Below are 17,953 nucleotides of genomic sequence, written 5' to 3' on the forward strand. Positions count from 1 at the left end.
GTCGCACTCGATATGATCAAAGAAAAAGAATCGCAGTAAGGACGCGGAAATCTTGCGGCGGGCGGACACCTTCATAACGAAGGGCGGCCTGCCGCCTGAAAGCCAATCAGGGAGAGGTGCGAAATGAGCATCGAAGAAAACATCGCCGCTGTCGAACGTTTCCTCGCAGCGACCAACGCCGCCGATGTTCCTGCGATTATCGATTCCTATGCGCCCGACGGCACATTGACAACGATGGGCAGCACATTGATTTCCGGAACCTTCGACAAGGCCGCAATCTCCGCCGCGGCAGGCCGGATTTTCGAAGCCTTTCCCAACGGAATCCGTTTTACCGTCCACGCTATCACAGCACAGGATGACAGAGTCGCGGTGGAAGCGTCTTCGCAAGGAATGCACGTTTCAGGCCGCGAATATCGCAACCAGTATCACTTTCTTGCCCGGCTTCGGGACGGAAAAATCGTGTCCTGGAAGGAATACTGCGACACCGAAGCGATAACCGACGTGTTATGCGGCGGACAGAGGCCGGAACCCGGCTGAACTGTCGCCCAAGGATCAGCAATGACATTACCCCATCCCTTCCAGGCCGGCAGGGAGACGAAAGAGGATTGAATGACCGAGGTTTCCCTGCACAAGCCCTACCCCGCCGCAGAAGTGTCGCAGTGGGATTTCGAAACCGATGTCGCGGTAGTCGGGTTCGGCGCTGCCGGAGCCTGTGCCGCGGTCGAAGCCGCAGCGTCCGGAGCGAAAGTCATGCTGTGCGAACGCAATTCGGGCAGCGGCGGGGCATCCGCCCTCTCGGGTGGTGAAATCTACATCGGCGGCAATGGTGGCACCGATGCGCAACGGGCGGCCGGTTTCGAGGATTCCACCGAAGACTTCGAAGCCTATCTCAAGGCCGCAGGCGGCCCCTATGCCGATCACGCCAAGTGTGAACTCTATGCTCGCGAAGCGCTCAATCACTACGATTGGCTCAAAGCGCAAGGCGTTCCCTATCGAGGCAACTACCTGGCCGGCAAGCACATCGAACCGACCGACGATTCCACATTGATCTTTTCCGGTAGCGAACAGGCCTACCCATTCTGCGAAATCGCCAAGCCTGCGCCCCGCGGCCATGTGATCCAGCACATGGGATGGGGCGGCGGGCGGCCGCTGGTCGATATTCTGGAACAGAAAGCTCGCGATCTGGGCGTTCAGGTAGTGGTCGATGCACGGGCTGTGGCGTTGATCCGTGATGAAGAACGGATCTGCGGCGTTATCATGCGGATCGACAATCAGAACCGGTTCATAAAGGCCAGCAAGGGAGTGGTTCTTGCAACTGGCGGCTTTGTCATGAACGAAGACATGCGCCACCGTTATTGCCCCGACACTTTCAAGATCAAGAACCCGATCGGCGACAAGGACGACGGCGTCGGGATAGAACTCGGCGTTGGCGCAGGCGGCGATGCGATCCACATGGAACAGTGGTTTACGACCTGTCCGTGGACCATGCCGGAACCGCAAGCCTACGGCGTGTTCGTCAATGAAACGGGCCAACGCTTCATCAACGAGGATTGTTATCACGGCCGCGTAAGCCGCTTCGCCGTGGATCAACTTGGTCGCCGCGTATTCCTGCTGCTCGACGTCGCGCATTTCGATCAGCCGCTTGAACTGGCAGGAATCTCTATCGCCGGAACCGGGGAAACCTGGGAAGAAGTGGAACGTGAGCTGGAGATGCCCGAAGGCACACTCAGCAAAACGATGGAATTCTACAATCGTCATGCACGCGAGGGGAACGATCCCCTGTTCGGCAAACGCACCCCGATTCTGACGCCGTTGGACCAGGGACCGTTCGTGGCGCTGGAACTCAATTTTGAACACTCCTATTTCAGTTTCTTCACACTGGGTGGTCTCCGGACTTCAACGGACGGCGAGGTACTCGACCGGACCGGCGCGCCAGTTGCAGGCCTTTTCGCAGCAGGCCGTTGTACATCCGGGCTGCCTGCCTGGGGACATGGATACAGCTCCGGGATGAGCCTTGCCGACTGCACATTCTTTGGGCGTCAGGCAGGGAGAAAGGCCGCCGCGGGATAGAGCGGAGAGCCGGATATGCGCACGGGGAGAGACGATAAGTGCTGCTGAAGGACAAGGTTGTTATCATTACCGGCACCGGCCCTGGAATGGGACAAGCCATGTGCCGGGGCGCGGCGCGCGAAGGGGCGAAAGTCGTCATCTCCGCACGCTCGGTCGATGCAATCAATGCCATCCGGAACGATATCGAAGATCAGGGAGGCGAAGCGATTGCCATACCCTGCGACGTGTCCGCCATGGACCAGTGCCGCAACCTTGCCGACCAGGCCCTGGCAAAATGGGGGCGGATCGATGGTCTCGTCAATTCCGCCTACTATCATCCGCCCTGGGGTCCCCTCCACGAAGCCGACATGGGGCGATTGGCCAAAGTGATGGACGTCATTGCCCTGGGCGGATTGCGCATGGCACAATGCGTCATCCCGACGATGAAGAAACAAGGGGCAGGAGCGATCGTCAACATTTCGACACTCGCCACTCGCCGGCCCAGTCAGGGTGAAGGCGGTTACGCCATGGGTAAGTCTGCCCTCAACCAGATGACGCGCCAACTTGCCAGCGAACTCGCGGGCACAGGAATCCGGGTCAATACAGCCCTGATGGGCTGGCTCGATGGCGTTCCCCTCGACAGTTTCTTCGCCTCAATGGGTAAAGACGGCGAAGCCCTTCGCAAACAACGTGCCTCGGAAATTCCGATCGGGCATATTCCCGTGGACGCGGATTGCGCGAAAGCCGTTTATTTTCTGCTGTCCGATTATGCGAGCGAGATCACAGGCGCTTCGCTCGACGTCAATGGCGGCGACTACATAGCGCCTTAGAGGAGATTACCTGATGGAAATGCTCGACTGGATGAAACAGTCCAAGACCCTGGCCGAAGATCCCGTCAATGGTTTCGATCCCAATGCGGTGACCGAAAGTGCGACAGTGGACATAGCTGCCCCTGCCCGGATCGTGTGGGATATCCTGTGCGATATGCCGCGCTATAACGAATGGAACCCGTTCTGCATTCGCGCGGTATCCGAGCTCAAGATGGGCTCGGCTGTTGATATGACGCTGATAAACTATGCAGCGCCTGGGCCGACGGTGCCGAACTGCGAATACATTTGCGCACTGGAGCCGGAACGGATGATCTCATGGGAGATGAAATATACTCCCGAATGGCCGTACCCCGCACGGCGTGATCAGGTCATTACGCCGACCGGTCCGGATTCCTGCCGCTATTATTCGACCGATGCCTTCCTCGGTGAAACAGGCATTCACGTTTTCCGTTTCGCAGGCCCATGGGTCAAGAGGGCTTTCGATCACAGCGCGCTGGCCCTGAAGGCCCGCGCCGAAGCCTTCTTCGCTGCCGAAAGCTAAGACACATAGGAAGCCCGGCGAAACGGCCGGGCTTCACCTTTTACGGGTAACTCTGGGCATACGCCTTGCCTGCGGCTCAAATGCTGCGCGAAAAGCCGTTGCAGCAGTTGGGCTTCCAATCGGACAGTCGCTTGATAAAGTCAGGCTTCCAGTGCCTGACGGACACTTTCGATTGCCAGACGCACACGTTCAGACACCGGAACACCTGCCTCCAGCGCCGCATTGCGTGGCAGTTCGACACTCATCGGACATCCCTCGGGCAAGGCCTCAGCAAAGCCCTTCAGATCGAATACCCCTTCCCCCGCCAGAAGGCGTTCGGACGATGCCTCGTAATCGCGTTTATCTTCCGGGCAACTTTCCGCACCGTCGCACAACTGACCATAGAGGATGTAACCTTCAGGAGCCGCTGCCAGTTCTTCAATGGTCCCTCCCGACCTCATCAGGTGCAGCAAGTCGGCATTGATACCAACTTCGCCCGGACGGCCAATCTGCTGCACCAGTTCCAGTGCCTCGGCCAGCGACCTGACCTGCGATACAGGGTAGAATTCCACGCCGACCCTTAGCCCGAAGCTTCGGGCAAGATCACAAAACTGTCCGAATGTATCAAGCTTCCGTTCCGGATTGCGGTCATACATCAGGGCATTGAGCAGTTGCGCATCCAGTTCGGCCGCACATTCCATCGCCCGCTTGAAGCCATCCACCTCGGTGCGGCCCGCAAGCGTGAAGGGGTAAGCCAGATCCAGCGCAATGCCGAGATCCTTCATTCGCTGGCCGAATTCCCTTCGCTGTCCCAAATCGCCATAAATGTCGAACTGCGGCAAATGCGGCAGAACTTCCATCGGTTCCATGAACAGGCAAATGCCGCGGCATTCTGCTGCATGAGCGGCTTCGGCAAGCTGGACGGGGGTGGTGTCAACAGCGGTGATATGATCGAGTGAAAGTGACAGCATAACAGCGCTGCCCCTATCGGAAGTTACAGCCAGTTGCCATAATGTAACGGCAGCAATTCCGCGGCGGTCCATAGCACTTGCCTTGCCGGACCAATCAATGCATCGGTCGCTCGACTGACAGACTGCCCGGCCAGTCTTCGCCGGCATCATTACATCCAGACAGGAGAACTCCCGCCATGCCTTGTTATGCTTTTCAGGGGATCGTTCCTGTGGTCGATCCGACCAGCTATGTTCACCCTCTTGCTTCGCTGATTGGCGATGTCATTGTTGGCCCAGGCTGCTTCATTGCTCCAGGCGCATCCCTCCGGGGAGATTTCGGGCGAATTGTGGTGGAAGGCGATACAAGCATTCAGGACTCGACCACGGTCCATGTCTCTTCCTTGCGCGACACAATAATCCGGCGCGGCGCGACTATCGCTCACGGCGCAATCATCCACGGTTGCGAAATCGGTGAAAACGCTTTGGTAGGAATGAACGCTGTCGTTCTGGATAATGCGATAGTGGGGGATGAGTGTCTGGTCGCGGCTTTATCACTCGTCAAATCGGACATGGTCATCCCACCACGCAGTCTTGTCGCGGGTAACCCCGCCAAGATCGTGCGAACGTTCGAACCTCATCAGGTGACGTGGAAAAATGACGGTATGGGCGAATATCAGCGACTGGCCCGCGAATCCTTGACCGACCTCATCCCAGCCGAACCGTTAAGCAAGGTGGAAGCTGATCGCCCGAGAGTCAAAGCCAAGGCCATCGCCGTGCGCATCAGTGGCGAGATCGCCCGGGAACGGGAACGGCTGATGGCAGAGAATGGCGGCAAAGGCGCAGGGTGACACGCTCGGTCCAGTAACGCCGATCACGTCTCTGGAATCGGGCATTCAATTGCACGAATTATCGTGAGAAATCCTTGGTAAGTGGCAGCTTACAACTTGCCGCCACCATGGCCGGCTGCTATTCATAATTCGCATGTTTGAGCACCGATGCAAAGGTGCTGAACCAATATCAAGCCTTCCCGAAACAAGAGAGAGGTGCATTGTTATGGCAACCGCAGCCAAGGAAACCCCCGGCCGCAGCATGGGCCATCTGGCCCTGCATTACGGCAATGCCGAAGATGGTCCGAAGGCCGCAAAATTGCTGGCCCTTCTGGGCTTGGTGGAAACGCAGGTGCTGCCCTTCCCCAACGGCAACTTTTACCGCTTCGTCGTCGATGACCAGCATTTCGCGCGTGGCGACGGGATTATGTACCTTTCCGCCTTGCCCGAACCACAGTTGAAGCTGATCGAAACCATCCATGAGGCGTTGCGCGTTGGCACCAGCGACGAACACGAAGCCGTAAAGGGTATGCGGCAGATGATGGACAACGATTTCGAGGCGAGTTTCCACTTCGGCTTCCTGCTGAATTCGCTGGAAGACCTTGAACGCATCATTCTGGATCTCAAAGATCGCGCGGAAAACGACCCTGATCTCAAGGGCCGGATCAAGATCGGGCTTAACCGCGCACGCAAAGGCAATCCGGAAATCGACGCCCGGCTTGATGCCTCCCCTCTTTATGGCGATGTCACCCGCTTCGCCTATGGCAGCAACGGGGTGCAGGCTTTCGTCGAAACAGACTTGCTCAAGGCAGGACAACTGGGCGACGCCATGGTGATCGAACTCGACTACGTTTTCCCCGGCTATGACCAACACGTCCTTTCCGTCGTGGAGATGTAAATGAATTCCCCCCTTCCCTTTCGCGTGGAGGGAAGAGGTGCTTTGAGTATCGCAAATTACAAGGAGCCCGCGCCATCCTTCAGGACAGCGCGGGCTCCTTCGTATCCAACATCCGGGAAATAGCAGACCCCAGCTTCAGATCTGTCATTTTCGATGAGTTACCTGCCCAGCCGTTATAGACAGGCGAAAATTGCACCTGTCATTGATCGGCACGTGCAGGTCAGCCGCCTGGCCTGTTCGCTATCCCGCCACTTGACCGCCATCGATGGAGAAGAGAGCTCCGGTAACTTTCCTGGCCCTGTCGCTTGCCAGGAAGGCAAACATTTCGGCCACATCGGCAGGATCGCACATCCCATCAAGCAGCTTGGGCGAATTGCGCATTACCAAAGACCAATCGACATCATCGTTTTGGGGTGGTGGCGTCGCCGCCAGCGGTGTGTCCACATGGCCCGGGCAAATCGCATTGATGCGCACACCCTTGGCGGCAAATTCAATGGCCAGCCCTTTGGTGATCGCGGCAACCGCATGCTTCGACGCGGAATAGGCAATCGTATAAGCGATACCTTGCAAAGCAGCCGCGGAGGCGGTGTTGACTATGTTACCCTTGCTTTCGATCAGATGAGGCAATGCAGCCTGGCAGAGGACGAAGATGCTGGTCGTATTGACCTTCATCACCTGCTCGAAATCCTCCACCGAAAAATCGAGCGACGGCCCCCATTTCATCATCCCTGAAATGTTGCACAGCACATCCAGCCCGTCTGTTGCAGCAGCCGCCACCAATGCCCGGCATGAATCAAAATCGCTGGCATCGTAAGGAACGACATTCGGACTGGCGGCCATCATTCCAGCTGTCTCTTCAAGCCCAGCCGCGTTGATGTCACCAATAGTGACTTGTGCCCCCGCCGCTGCAAAATGAATGGCAGTCGCCCGCCCGATACCCGAAGCAGCCCCCGTTATCAGGACCTTCTTGCCGTCGAATTCCACCACCCTCTCCAATCTTTTTCTAGCAATAGGTAAGCGGGACGGGGCTTCCCCCATCCCGCTAACACACTAACTAGAATTTCACGCCGACGGTCATGCCGTAAGTACGCGGATCCGGAAAGTAACCAACAGTCAAACCGTTAAAGCCTGCACCGAAGTCGATGAAGTTGGTCGCATCATCTTCCTTGGTGAGATTACGGACCCAGAAAGAAACCTCTCCGCTGATGTTACCGAGCGGAATTTCGGTTACATTGGCGCGAAGGTTGACGATCGTGCGTCCCTTGGATTGCGTGTCGTATGCATCCTGCTGGCCCACGTACTCGTTGGGATCAAGTGCATAGGGATAGGTGAAATACTTCGACACATAGCTCAGGTCCCCGTTAAGGTTGAGCTTGCCCCAATTCCCTTCAGCAACGCGCAAGTCCGCACCCAAGGATGCCGTGTAATGCGGCGTGTGCGGGAAAGCGCGGTTCTTGGAAACATCCGTGTCGACGCCATTCACAGCCTCAATGAAGCTCTTGTACTTGGCATCGAGGTAGGCGAACGAACCGTTGATGGTCAGCGCGTCAACCGGGCGGATGACGGTTTCCACTTCGATGCCGCGGATGCGAGCCTTGGCAGCATTGCGGACGACCGACGACGCAGCGTTATCGGCAGTGAACACCGAAAGCTGGATGTCCTTGTGTTCATCCCAGAACGCCGCAACATTGAAAATCACCTTGCCATCGAAAAGACGGGTCTTGGCACCGATTTCGTAACTGTCGACCTTTTCCGGACGATAGGGCGCGCACAGCTCGACAAGAGGGGTCGCACACTGAGCAGTCGGAGCTCCGAATGTGCCCGTTTCGCCGTTGAACCCGCCTGATTTGAAACCACGTGCCCAACGCGCGTAGAAGTTGAAATTGCGGTTCGCTTCATAGGATAACGTCACCGCAGGGCTGAAATTCTTGTATTTTGCATCCGGAACGTCGCCATAGGCAACATCTGCGGCCACAACCAGCGGAGAACCACTCGTCCCCGTCGCCAGATACCGCATGATATCTTTCTTTTCCTCGGTATACCGGCCACCGAGTGTCAGCTTGAGCGGATCGGCCAACTTAATATCCGCCTGAGCATAAATTGCCCATGCGCGCGTGTGCGAACCATAGTCGGACTGATATACTGCGTCGTTACCCGGCCCATAGGCACCAAAGAAGCGCTGCGGTCCTTTCGTCTCACCCTTTTCCTTGTAGTAGAAAAGACCGGCGACAAAATTGACGCGATCATTCCACGCCGTTCCGGTTGCCTGCAGTTCTTGGCTGAACGAATGGAACTTGGTGTCACGGCCCGTGTAGGCGATATCGAAAGGAGAGCCGTCGAGATCGAGACGGTCGTTCCACTTGAGGTTGCGGTAGGCCGTAATCGACTTGATAGTGACATCACCCACATCGACTGCAGCGGTCAGCGCATGGCCATAGGACCGCGAGCGTTCATAAAGCGGCGAAGCATCCAGGCTCGCTGTCGATTGACGCTTGGAGTTGGCGTAAAGGGAGAGCGGAACACCGTAAAAGTCCTGATCGACACTCACCAGCTGGGCATAATCAGGACGTTGATTGAACTTGGAATAGTCGAAAGTGTAATCGAGCGTCACAGTGTCTGATGGCTCTGCACGAACCTGGATCATCCCACTCTTGCTGTCGATGTCGTTGGTCCGCCCCTCCAACGGTGTCGAGGCCAGCGCCCCATATTCGGGATAGGGATTATCCGTGAGCTTGATGAAACCATCGCGCTTCTGGATCTGACCGGAAAGCTTGACAGAGAATATACCGAATGACGGAAGGTCGAGGATCGCCTTGCCCTTCCATGCATCGAAATTACCGTAGCTGACCTCAGCCGAACCACCGAGTTCTCCACTCGGCTTCTTGACGACGAGGTTCACAGCACCCGCCAACGCATTGCGACCATAGAGAGTGCCTTGTGGGCCACGCAACACTTCCACGCGTTCAAGATCAGCAATATCGAAAATCGACCCTTGCGCCTTCGCGATATAGACCCCGTCGAGATAAAGGCCGACAGCAGGTTCCCAGGTGATAGCGGGATTGATCGTGACCGAGCCCCGGATCGAGATCTGCGAGATCGTCTTGTTGGACGGCGCACGCTCAATCTTCACGTTAGGTGCAATCGCGCCGAGGCTATCAATTGAGGTGATGCCACGCGATTCAAGATAGTCGCCAGACACCGCAGAAATTGCGATTGGCACGTCCTGAATGTTTTCCGCGCGCTTCTGCGCGGTAACGACAATTTCTCCGATACCCGGGCTGGTATTGGTCGTGTTATTGGTCTGGGCGAGAGCAACACCAGGCATCGCCGCAAAAATGCAGGACCCGCACAGTGCCGTAGTAGCCAGAAGCTTTTTCATGACATCCCTCCTCTGAGAATTGCACACTTGCCACACGCGCAAGTTTTATGGCGCTCTGATGCAGATTTCGGCCTTGCTTTGCAATAAGAACTACCATTATCGTTACCAAATCAGGTGTCGATTACGCAGTTGCGTTGCCAAAACGCAACTATCACAAGAATGATCGATATGGGGAGATGAAGGCATGTCAGAAGGTACAGCATACGCGGCCCTCACGTATGATCCGCATAAGAAGCCAGCCCCGCCCGTGCCAAATCCGGGCGAGGCTATTAACGACTGGGGGCTTGCGATCGATGCCCCTCTGCGCCTCGAAGATCCCGATACCCATGCCTGGGACGAAACCGCCGACATGGTCATTGTGGGTCTGGGTGGCGCAGGCATTGCCGCTGCGCTTCAGGGCCTCGAAGACGGGCTAAGCGTTGTTGCCGTCGATCAGTATGACGGCGGCGGATCTTCTGCTGCCAACGGCGGAGTCTATTATGCCGGTGGCGGCACATCGATTCAGCGCGAAGCCGGTGTGGATGACGATCCGGAACGGATGTACGCCTATCTCAAGAACGAGACCGGCGATATTGTATCCGACGAAACGTTGCGTGATTTCTGCGAGACAAGCCCGGCCACGCTCGACTGGTTGCGCGCTCACGGTGCTCCCTTCCAGGCAAGCTATCATCCCGAAAAGACATCGTACCCCCCAATCGACAAGTTCCTCTATCACCCCGACAGCAGCCTGAGCGCACCTTACCGCGACGAGACTGCACCGGCTGCACGTGGCCATCGCGTCCATTTCCGCAATGGCAACAAGCCGTGGGGCGTGGGGGCCGGGATGTATAATCCCCTGCGCGAAGCAGCATTGGCCAAAGGCATGGTATTCCATTCCGGTACGGAGGCCCGGCAGCTTGCTCTGGACAGTACCGGGCGGGTCATCGGCGTACGCGTCGAACGCTTTTCCGATCCAGCATTACGTGCCAAACATTCCAAATATATTGCCAAGGCCAATTCCTGGATATCAATGTTGCCGGGAACTTTTCCCGGATCACGCGTGACTATTGCGATCGGGTATCGCTATCTGGCCAAGGCCCGGGCACTCGAAGGGCGCCAGCGCCAAAGTACGTGGATCCGTGCGAAGCGAGGCTTGGTACTCAGCGCTGGCGGCTTCATCTGCAATCCGCCGATGGTGAAGCATTTCGCGCCCGAATACGCGCCCGGCCTGCCGAACGGGACGCTGGGTGACAATGGCAGCGGGATCATGCTGGGCGTTACCGCTGGCGGCAAGACAGCCTTGATGAGCCGGGTTTCCGCCTGGCGCTTCCTTTCACCGCCAAAGGCATGGGGGCAGGCAATGCTGGTGGATGGCAAGGGCGAACGGTTCGTCAATGAAACTTGGTACGGCGCTCGGATCGGCGACGAGATGGTCGAACGCCACGAAGGGCGCGGCTACATCATCCTTGACCGCAAACTGTTCAAGAAGTCCCTGGGCGATGCTTTCGGGCACGGAGTACTCGGATTTCAGCGCGACATTACTCTGGTCAACTGTCTGTTTGCCGCCACTCGCGGCAAGACTCCCGCCGAATTGGCTCGCAAGATGGGCTTCGATCCCGCGCGCTTCGACGCGACGATCCAGGCCTACAATCGCGCGGCGCGCGGCGATGAACCGGATGCCTTCCACAAGACCCCGGAAGAAATGATACCGCTGCAAGAGGGCCCCTATTACGCCATCGACGCCTCCGTCGATGCGCGAATGTTCCCCATCGCCTGCATGACGGTCGGTGGCCTTATGGTGGACGAAGCAACCGGCGCAGTACAAGGCGAGGCCGGCGGAACGGTGCCCGGCCTTTACGCCGCTGGACGCAACGCAGTGGGGCTTTGTTCCAATCTCTATGTCAGTGGGCTGTCTTACGCCGACTGCATCTATTCCGGGCGGCGGGCAGCCCGCGCGATGGCACGAGCATAAATCCCGCAGCCAGTTTACTGCGTCGACAAGATAGGTTTGTATAAGACAGCTTCGTTCCGACGCCATAATCGGAACAGTGTAGGAGGGGTTTCTGATGAAGGCAGTGTGGTTCGCCGGGTTGCTTGCGTTGGGCAGTGCCGCCGTCTGGGCAGGACAGCCCACCGACAATGCGGCAGCGGAAATCGAAAAGTTCCTCGCCAACGGAGCGCGTATTCCATCGGGCTATCTTGATCCCACGGCGCTGCCCGACAGTATTGCCCTGCTCCCCCCTCCACCTGCTGAGAATTCGGCGGCCCTCGCGCGGGACGAAGAAGCATCCGGCCGCGGCCTTGCCCTTCATGACTCTCCCCGCTGGAAACTGGCCACCAGCGATGCCGATCTGTTCACCCCGGAGGCGACCGAAGCATTTTCCTGCGCGGCAGGCTTTGCCATCAATCCCCAGAGCAGTCCGGCTACCAGCCGTCTGCTGCGCCGTGCCATGGTCGATCTTGGCATGGCGACAGGGGGCGCCAAGAAGAAGTATCAGCGCACCCGCCCCTTCATGGAAAATGGCAATCCGACCTGTTCTCCATCATTCGAAAGCTATCTGCGCAAGGACGGCTCCTATCCATCGGGCCATAGCGCGGTCGGATTTGGCTGGGGCCTGATCATGGCTGAGCTGGTACCTGCGCGTGCAACTGAACTGGTTGCGCGAGGACGCGCCTTTGGCGACAGCCGCCGGGTCTGCAATGTCCATTGGCTGACCGATGTCGAAGAAGGCCGCATGGTCGCGGCAGCCACTCTGGCAAAATTGCATTCGGTTCCGGCTTTTCAGCAGGATCTGAAAGCAGCCCAGGAAGAAATTGCCGCAGGAGATCTGGCTGCTCCGCAACGTGATTGCGCTGCGGAGGCCAGCTCACTGGCTGAAAACTAGACCTTCAGGCCAATTCGGTAAGAAATTCGCGCATCAGCCGGGTAACATCGTCTGATCTTTCAAGCTGGATAAGGTGACCAGCTTTCGGCAGCATCTCGATGCGGCGGACATCGGCATGATGATCGTGAATCGCTGCCAGCGGATCTTCGCCATGCCAGGCTTCCAGATCCACATCCTGCTCGCTACCGATGAAGTAAAATGGGGCCTGCGTCTTCTGATCGCGCCATGGTTTCCTCTGATGCCAGCGGATGTCCATCGCCCGGTACCAATTGAGCCCTCCGGTAAAGCCGGAGCGTTCGTAATCGGCGATGATCACGTCCATCTCCTGCTCTGACAGCCAGGTCCATGGAAATGGCGGCGCCTCAGGCAAAGCATCGATGTATGTCGTTCCGGGAGGGTGCTTCCACACATCCAGATAATGGAAATCACCTGACAACGCATGGAACACGCCTGTCAGAAACCTGCGTGGCGCAGCGGCGAGATCAGCATCGGCCACACCCGGTTCGCGAAAATATTCAATGTGAACGAAGTGCTCTTTCGCCCATTCGGCAGCTTCCTCCAGCGGGGTCACATCCGGGCGGTCCGGATAGTGCGGATTTTCCAGAGCGATAATCGCCCTCACCCGTTCGGGGTGAAGATGCGCAAGGTCATATATCGCGAAGATACCGAAATCGAGCCCGGCGAAAACCGCCTGTTCTTCCCCGAGGTGTTCGACCAGTGCGGCCAGATCGCCTGCGGTTTGAACGCAATCGTACCCCTCGGCATCTTGCGGACCTTCCGTCTGACCCATGCCACGCATGTCGGGCACCACCACCCGCCAACCGGCCTCGGCCAGTGGGCCAATCTGGCGATGCCAGCTGTACCAGGTATGCGGAAAGCCGTGGCACATGACGAGCAAAGGGCCCTGCCCTTGCTCGACATAGTGCATCTCTATGCCGTTGATGACGGCGCGATGGTGTACTGGAGACGTCATATTTCAAACGCCTACCAGACGCAGCCCACCTTCTCAAACCCCGCCAGGACTTCATCGGCCCGGGCACCGAACCCGAGCCGATGATAGTGTCCATTTATCAAAATGCGGCCTTTATTTCGGCGCCGATTACACGCGGTTCAGAATAGGGAGCGGTGCGGGAGAAATATCCTCCGGGGCCCGCGAGAGTGTCGATCTGGCTACCAATCCCGACAACGAATTCACGAGAGCGCCGATCGAGCAGATTGTTGACGAACACTGCGAAAGACACATCCACATCGCCGACCGGCTGTTCCCACACCAAGCGGGCATTCACCACTTTGCGAGCCTGATTTTTCCAGAGCTCACGCCCCGGAATATCGGGCCCCGCGACCGAGGATGTATAGACCGAACCCTGGTAAGCGAATGAAGCGAATGCGGTGAGAGTGCGTTCTCCATCATCGAACGCGACCCAGTCGCCCGACACAGTCAAAGAATGGCGTGGCACGAACGGCAACGTGAAGTAGTTCGTAACATCATCCCCGACCGACACCGGAGAATTGGGGTTCAGCGCGGGATCGAACGTGGTGCCTGTCGGCGCGACAATCGATTTGAGGTTTGGATCGAGATAGGCATAGGATGCGCGCAGGCTCAACCTGCTGGTCGGGCGAATGCCCAGTTCGACTTCCGCGCCCTTTACGGTCGCGCGCCCGGCGTTGACGGTTGCGACCTTCGTCAGATCGACCGGATCGACACCGAAATCGACCTGCAGATCCCTGAACTTGTTGTAGAACAGCGACGCGTTGAAAGTGACCTTCCGATCAAGGAATTCCGACTTGAGGCCCAATTCCCACGCCTCGACTTTTTCAGGCCCGTAAGTGGCCGTGAAATCGAGCCCGCCTTCCGCCGATCCACCTGCCTTGTAGCCTTTGGAATAGCGGACATAAGTCATCACATCCGGCGTCCATTGCATGGCGAGGTTAACCGACGGGCTGAAGTTATGGAACTTCTGGCTGTTCTTGACGTCGGTTTCGAAGTTGTAACCGAAATACCATTGGTTACGGGTCGCGCGGCGCTTGTCCTCGGTATAGCGCCCGCCGACGGTCAGCTTGAGACGTTCCTCAAGGATCGGCGGTGTCAGAGTTGCCTGAAGATAGGCCGCCTTGGATATCGACTTCGCTTCAACCAGCCGCTCGGTATCGACATAGCCACCCACCAGCGTGCCAGTGAGCTGTTGCGCCTGATAGTGTGATCCCGTTTCCTTGAAGTAGTAAAGGCCGCCAGTGTATTCGATCAGGTCTCCGATCGAGCCGATGATCTGGAATTCCTGCGTATACTGCTTCGCCCGGTATTGATGCTGTTGCACTGTCGTCAAATCACCGCCGGGAATCGGATAGGCTTGGCCCACGCCGTAATTGACGTCCTGATAGGCATCCGTCTTGCGGTAGGATGAAAGAGAACGCAGCGTCAGAGCATCCGACACATCCCAGGTCAGCGTCAGTTGATGATCGGTGAAATGCGCTTTGCTCTGCCCGATGTCGAGCGGCGCATAGGTGTGATCCTTGTCCGCGGTATAGCCGGGAATCGTCGCTTCAAGATCTGGATTGATGTAATAGGGTTGGGTCGATGTGACCCGGCCACGGTCGAACGCGTAATCCAGCGTAAAGCTGTCGGACGGGGTCCAGCGTGCGGCCACACGCCCCGCAAGTTGCCCCATTTCGTGATAGTCGTGCAGCGACCCGAAATTTTTCACGTAACCATCCTGGTCGGTGTAGAGGATGGTTCCCTTGACTGCCAGATCACCGAAGGCCGGTAAATTTATGGTGGCAAGACCGCGTACATAGTTACGGCTGCCATATGACAAACTGGCATTTCCGCCCCATTCGCCGGTAGGCTTGCTCGAAATGATATTGACCGCGCCCCCAGTCGTATTCCGGCCATACAGCGTGCCTTGGGGGCCGCGCAGCACCTCGATCCGCTCGGGATCACCAAGATCCAGCAAAGCTGCCTGAGGGCGCGAAATGTAGAAACCATCGACATAGAGGCCCACACCACCGTCCTTGGTGATCTGCCCCGCATCAGCCACGCCCTGGCCGCGCATAGTGAGCGAAACGGTGTCCGAAGAGTTGGGGTAAATCGCAATGTTCAGGCTCGGCGCCAATTGCGAAATACCACGCAGATCGGAGGTACCGTGATTGGCAAGATCCTCCCCACTCGCCGCCGTAATCGCCAGCGGCACTTCCTGCAGCTTTTCCTCGCGCCGCTGAGCGGTGACGACAATTTCGCCGCTGTCGGCAGAGGCTGCGGCAGTTTCCGTATCCTGTGCGAACACGGTAGCCGGAGTGGTCAGGATCGCTCCCCCCATAGAGACTGCAAGCGCGAATCGGGAACACAGACAGGACTGACGGAAACGCATTAGACCCCTCCCAGAGTATGGAATTCTTGAGAATTGCACTGCTGCTTATGCAGCGGGTGCAATTACGATACTAACAGTTTCGATGTTATCGAGCAAGTGGGGGCGGACACCACTTTTCCGTGGGAATATCCCAGCAATCTCCCGTCGCCAGCCTTGGGCGCGCAAGGAGCAGAGCCATCTCGGACAGCCTCTCACCCCCGGTATCGATCACAAGGCCAAGCCACACCCACTCCACATCCGGCCAGTCTATATTGGCTTCCACATGGTCAACTTTGCCGGAAAGGACCACTTCCGCTCCCGGACAGATCGAACGGCGCATCTTCAAGCGCCAGCGCGCAATCCGCCCGCCCGGTCCGGCCCAATCCATGGCATAGGCGTGAAACCAGCCTGTCTGCGTCGGAGCGTTCATAATGATATCGGGAAGGTTCATGCTCCGGGCATAGGCAATGTCGTGATGCTGTCGCTGCCAATCCCTGCTGGCTGCGGCGCCCATAACGATATCACGGGCGGAAACCTTGCGCTTCACGGGCGCGAACCATTCACCTGCACCGTTCATGTATCAGCTTCCCTGCCATAGCCGAAGAAACGCATCGTCTCCGCGCCGAAAAACGCCCCTGTGGCAGCACAGCGATATTCGACCCTGATCGTCCAGTAGCGCCCCTCGCCCAGCCGGGTCGTGCATGGTTCCCCAACGTCCACAAGGACCTGTTCGCACTTTACACGCACGCCGGGCCGGATCGGGTCCGCCAATTCGGTTTCGGTCTCCGCCACGACAGCACGCGGGAGCCCAAGCTTGCGCTTGAGCAGGAAGTGCAGCGCAAGCCCTGACCCTTCCCCTTTTCCTTCAGGCGCCCACATCAGAGAACGGTTCCAGGCCGACAGCAAGGCAGGTGGGGCCAGCATATTATCCGCTTCGTCTGTCCAAAACGCCGGGAAGCCATCCTCCACCGCCGCTGCGAACGACCGGATTGCCCCGGCTTCGACCTGACAGTCGCTGACTTGCGGGAAACAGGGCTTACCGATCAGGTCGACAACATCTTCAGGAATGGCGTTCATCGCTTTGCCGCTCCGTTTCCCTATCGCAACGGCAGGCCGAGCCCGCGCCTGGCAATGATGTTCTTCTGCACTTCAGAGGTTCCCCCGCCGATCGTGTCGAGCGGGGTCGTCTGGTAGAAATGTTCCCACACACCATTGTCCACCGCACCATCAGCACCAGCCCGCAAGAGGCCCGTTGGGCCAAGGTGATCGAGTACGAAATCGGTAAGGACCTGCCCCAGATGGGTGGCGAAAACCTTGTACATCGCGGCCTCAACGGCCGGGACTTCCCCCTTCGCAGCGGCATTGACCACCCTGCGTTGAAGCATCTTGGCAGTTTCAATGTCGGCGCCGAGCCGACCGACCTGCCGCCTCACCCCGACATCTTCAGCCAGCGGAACACCGTTTCGCACTATCGTGCGCAGTGCATCCAGCGCACGTTCGAATTTCTGGAGCAGAGGATTTACGGTGTAGAAAGTGAACCGTTCGAAATCGAGCGCCTCACAAACATAGGTCCATCCCTTGTTGGCTTCTCCGACGAGAGTTTCCGGCCCGACCCGGACATTGTCGAAGAACACTTCGTTGGTGCGGTGATGGCCCATGGTCTCGATCGGACGCACTGTCAGGCCCGGGTGATCCATCGGGATGAGAAAAACGCTGATGCCCTTGTGCTTCGGTGCCTCGGGATCGGTGCGGGCGGCAACCCAGTACCATTCGGCAAAGTTCGCGGAAGTGGTCCAGACTTTCTGCCCGTTAAGTACCCAGCCTTCACCATCCCTTTCGGCCTTGAGCTTCAGGCTGGCAAGGTCGGAACCGGACCCCGGCTCGGAATAGCCAAGCGCGAATTCCACTTCGGCATCGAGGATCAGTGGCAGAAAGCGCTGCTTCATTTCTTCGGAGCCGTGGCGAATGATCGTCTTGCCCACGCAGCCGACCCCCTTGCCGATCAAGGGCGCCCCCCTCAGCGCGAGTTCCTCGTTCAGGAGATACTCGAAAATTCCGGCGATCTCCTGGCCGCCATAGTCCTTGGGCCACGACATACCGAGATACCCCTGCGCGCCCATGCGTTTGCAAAAGGCACGCCGCTCCGGGCTGTTGGCAAGCTGCGAGTGAGCGTCACGGTCCGGCGCCATGAATTCGCCCGCGTCGGGATGATCCGCTTCCTTATCGAGAAATGCACGGACTCCTTCAGCGAATTCCCGTTCTTCGGCGGACAGTTTGAAATCCATTTTCGAC

General features: G+C 57.8%; 16 protein-coding genes. 8 read left to right on the forward strand and 8 right to left on the reverse strand.

Annotation, left to right across the window (positions count from 1 at the left end):
- Positions 1–123: 123 nt before the first annotated feature.
- The 4 genes from MB02_RS00005 (at position 124) to MB02_RS00020 (ending at position 3,420) form a co-directional block, all read left to right on the forward strand.
- Positions 124–537, forward strand: coding sequence for a nuclear transport factor 2 family protein (locus MB02_RS00005; RefSeq protein ID WP_067531063.1), 414 nt, complete (start codon positions 124–126; stop codon positions 535–537).
- 72 nt (positions 538–609) lie between these two features.
- Positions 610–2,070 (forward strand): FAD-dependent oxidoreductase, encoded by a 1,461-nt coding sequence (locus MB02_RS00010; protein ID WP_067531065.1) that lies wholly within the window; start codon positions 610–612, stop codon positions 2,068–2,070.
- Positions 2,071–2,108: 38 nt separating this feature from the next.
- Positions 2,109–2,879 (forward strand): SDR family oxidoreductase, encoded by a 771-nt coding sequence (locus MB02_RS00015; RefSeq protein WP_067531067.1) that lies wholly within the window; start codon positions 2,109–2,111, stop codon positions 2,877–2,879.
- A 13-nt stretch (positions 2,880–2,892) separates the two neighbouring features.
- Positions 2,893–3,420 carry an SRPBCC domain-containing protein gene (locus MB02_RS00020; RefSeq protein WP_235829368.1) on the forward strand — a complete coding sequence of 176 codons (528 nt, stop codon included), beginning with the start codon at positions 2,893–2,895 and terminating at the stop codon, positions 3,418–3,420.
- A 140-nt stretch (positions 3,421–3,560) separates the two neighbouring features.
- On the opposite strand, the gene MB02_RS00025 is transcribed toward MB02_RS00020, so the two are convergent.
- Complete coding sequence (locus MB02_RS00025; protein WP_067531069.1) at positions 3,561–4,370, reverse strand: sugar phosphate isomerase/epimerase family protein; 810 nt, start codon at positions 4,368–4,370, stop codon at positions 3,561–3,563.
- 176 nt (positions 4,371–4,546) lie between these two features.
- On the opposite strand from MB02_RS00025, the gene MB02_RS00030 reads away from it, so the two are divergent.
- Together MB02_RS00030 and MB02_RS00035 are read left to right on the forward strand one after the other, a co-directional pair.
- Positions 4,547–5,197 (forward strand): gamma carbonic anhydrase family protein, encoded by a 651-nt coding sequence (locus MB02_RS00030; RefSeq protein WP_067531071.1) that lies wholly within the window; start codon positions 4,547–4,549, stop codon positions 5,195–5,197.
- A gap of 205 nt (positions 5,198–5,402) precedes the next feature.
- Complete coding sequence (locus MB02_RS00035; RefSeq protein WP_067531074.1) at positions 5,403–6,074, forward strand: hypothetical protein; 672 nt, start codon at positions 5,403–5,405, stop codon at positions 6,072–6,074.
- 240 nt (positions 6,075–6,314) lie between these two features.
- On the opposite strand, the gene MB02_RS00040 is transcribed toward MB02_RS00035, so the two are convergent.
- The gene (locus tag MB02_RS00040; RefSeq protein ID WP_067531076.1) at positions 6,315–7,058 is read right to left on the reverse strand and encodes an SDR family NAD(P)-dependent oxidoreductase; all 744 of its coding nucleotides are present in this window, start codon (positions 7,056–7,058) and stop codon (positions 6,315–6,317) included.
- A 70-nt stretch (positions 7,059–7,128) separates the two neighbouring features.
- Complete coding sequence (locus MB02_RS00045) at positions 7,129–9,453, reverse strand: TonB-dependent receptor (RefSeq protein ID WP_067531078.1); 2,325 nt, start codon at positions 9,451–9,453, stop codon at positions 7,129–7,131.
- A gap of 184 nt (positions 9,454–9,637) precedes the next feature.
- Between MB02_RS00045 and MB02_RS00050 the strand changes: the two genes are divergently transcribed.
- A complete protein-coding gene (locus tag MB02_RS00050; RefSeq protein ID WP_082825867.1) occupies positions 9,638–11,404 on the forward strand; it encodes an FAD-binding protein in 1,767 nt (588 codons plus the stop codon).
- Positions 11,405–11,498: 94 nt separating this feature from the next.
- The gene (locus tag MB02_RS00055; protein WP_067531080.1) at positions 11,499–12,317 is read left to right on the forward strand and encodes an acid phosphatase; all 819 of its coding nucleotides are present in this window, start codon (positions 11,499–11,501) and stop codon (positions 12,315–12,317) included.
- Between the two features lie 4 nt (positions 12,318–12,321).
- Here the strand turns inward: MB02_RS00055 and MB02_RS00060 are convergent, their stop codons facing one another.
- The 5 genes from MB02_RS00060 to MB02_RS00080 form a co-directional block, all read right to left on the reverse strand.
- Entirely contained in the window at positions 12,322–13,290 is a 969-nt protein-coding gene (locus MB02_RS00060) for an alpha/beta fold hydrolase (RefSeq protein WP_067531082.1), read from the reverse strand.
- Between the two features lie 97 nt (positions 13,291–13,387).
- Positions 13,388–15,631 (reverse strand): TonB-dependent receptor, encoded by a 2,244-nt coding sequence (locus MB02_RS00065; protein WP_170304588.1) that lies wholly within the window; start codon positions 15,629–15,631, stop codon positions 13,388–13,390.
- 136 nt (positions 15,632–15,767) lie between these two features.
- Positions 15,768–16,238 (reverse strand): hotdog family protein, encoded by a 471-nt coding sequence (locus tag MB02_RS00070; RefSeq protein ID WP_067531086.1) that lies wholly within the window; start codon positions 16,236–16,238, stop codon positions 15,768–15,770.
- A complete protein-coding gene (locus MB02_RS00075) occupies positions 16,235–16,738 on the reverse strand; it encodes an FAS1-like dehydratase domain-containing protein (RefSeq protein WP_067531088.1) in 504 nt (167 codons plus the stop codon). The genes MB02_RS00070 and MB02_RS00075 overlap by 4 nt, the downstream gene beginning before the upstream one ends.
- 20 nt (positions 16,739–16,758) lie before the next feature.
- A complete protein-coding gene (locus MB02_RS00080; RefSeq protein ID WP_067531090.1) occupies positions 16,759–17,946 on the reverse strand; it encodes an acyl-CoA dehydrogenase family protein in 1,188 nt (395 codons plus the stop codon).
- Positions 17,947–17,953: the final 7 nt, after the last annotated feature.

Origin of the sequence: Croceicoccus estronivorus (assembly GCF_001625325.1) — a bacterium.
GTDB lineage: Bacteria > Pseudomonadota > Alphaproteobacteria > Sphingomonadales > Sphingomonadaceae > Caenibius > Caenibius estronivorus.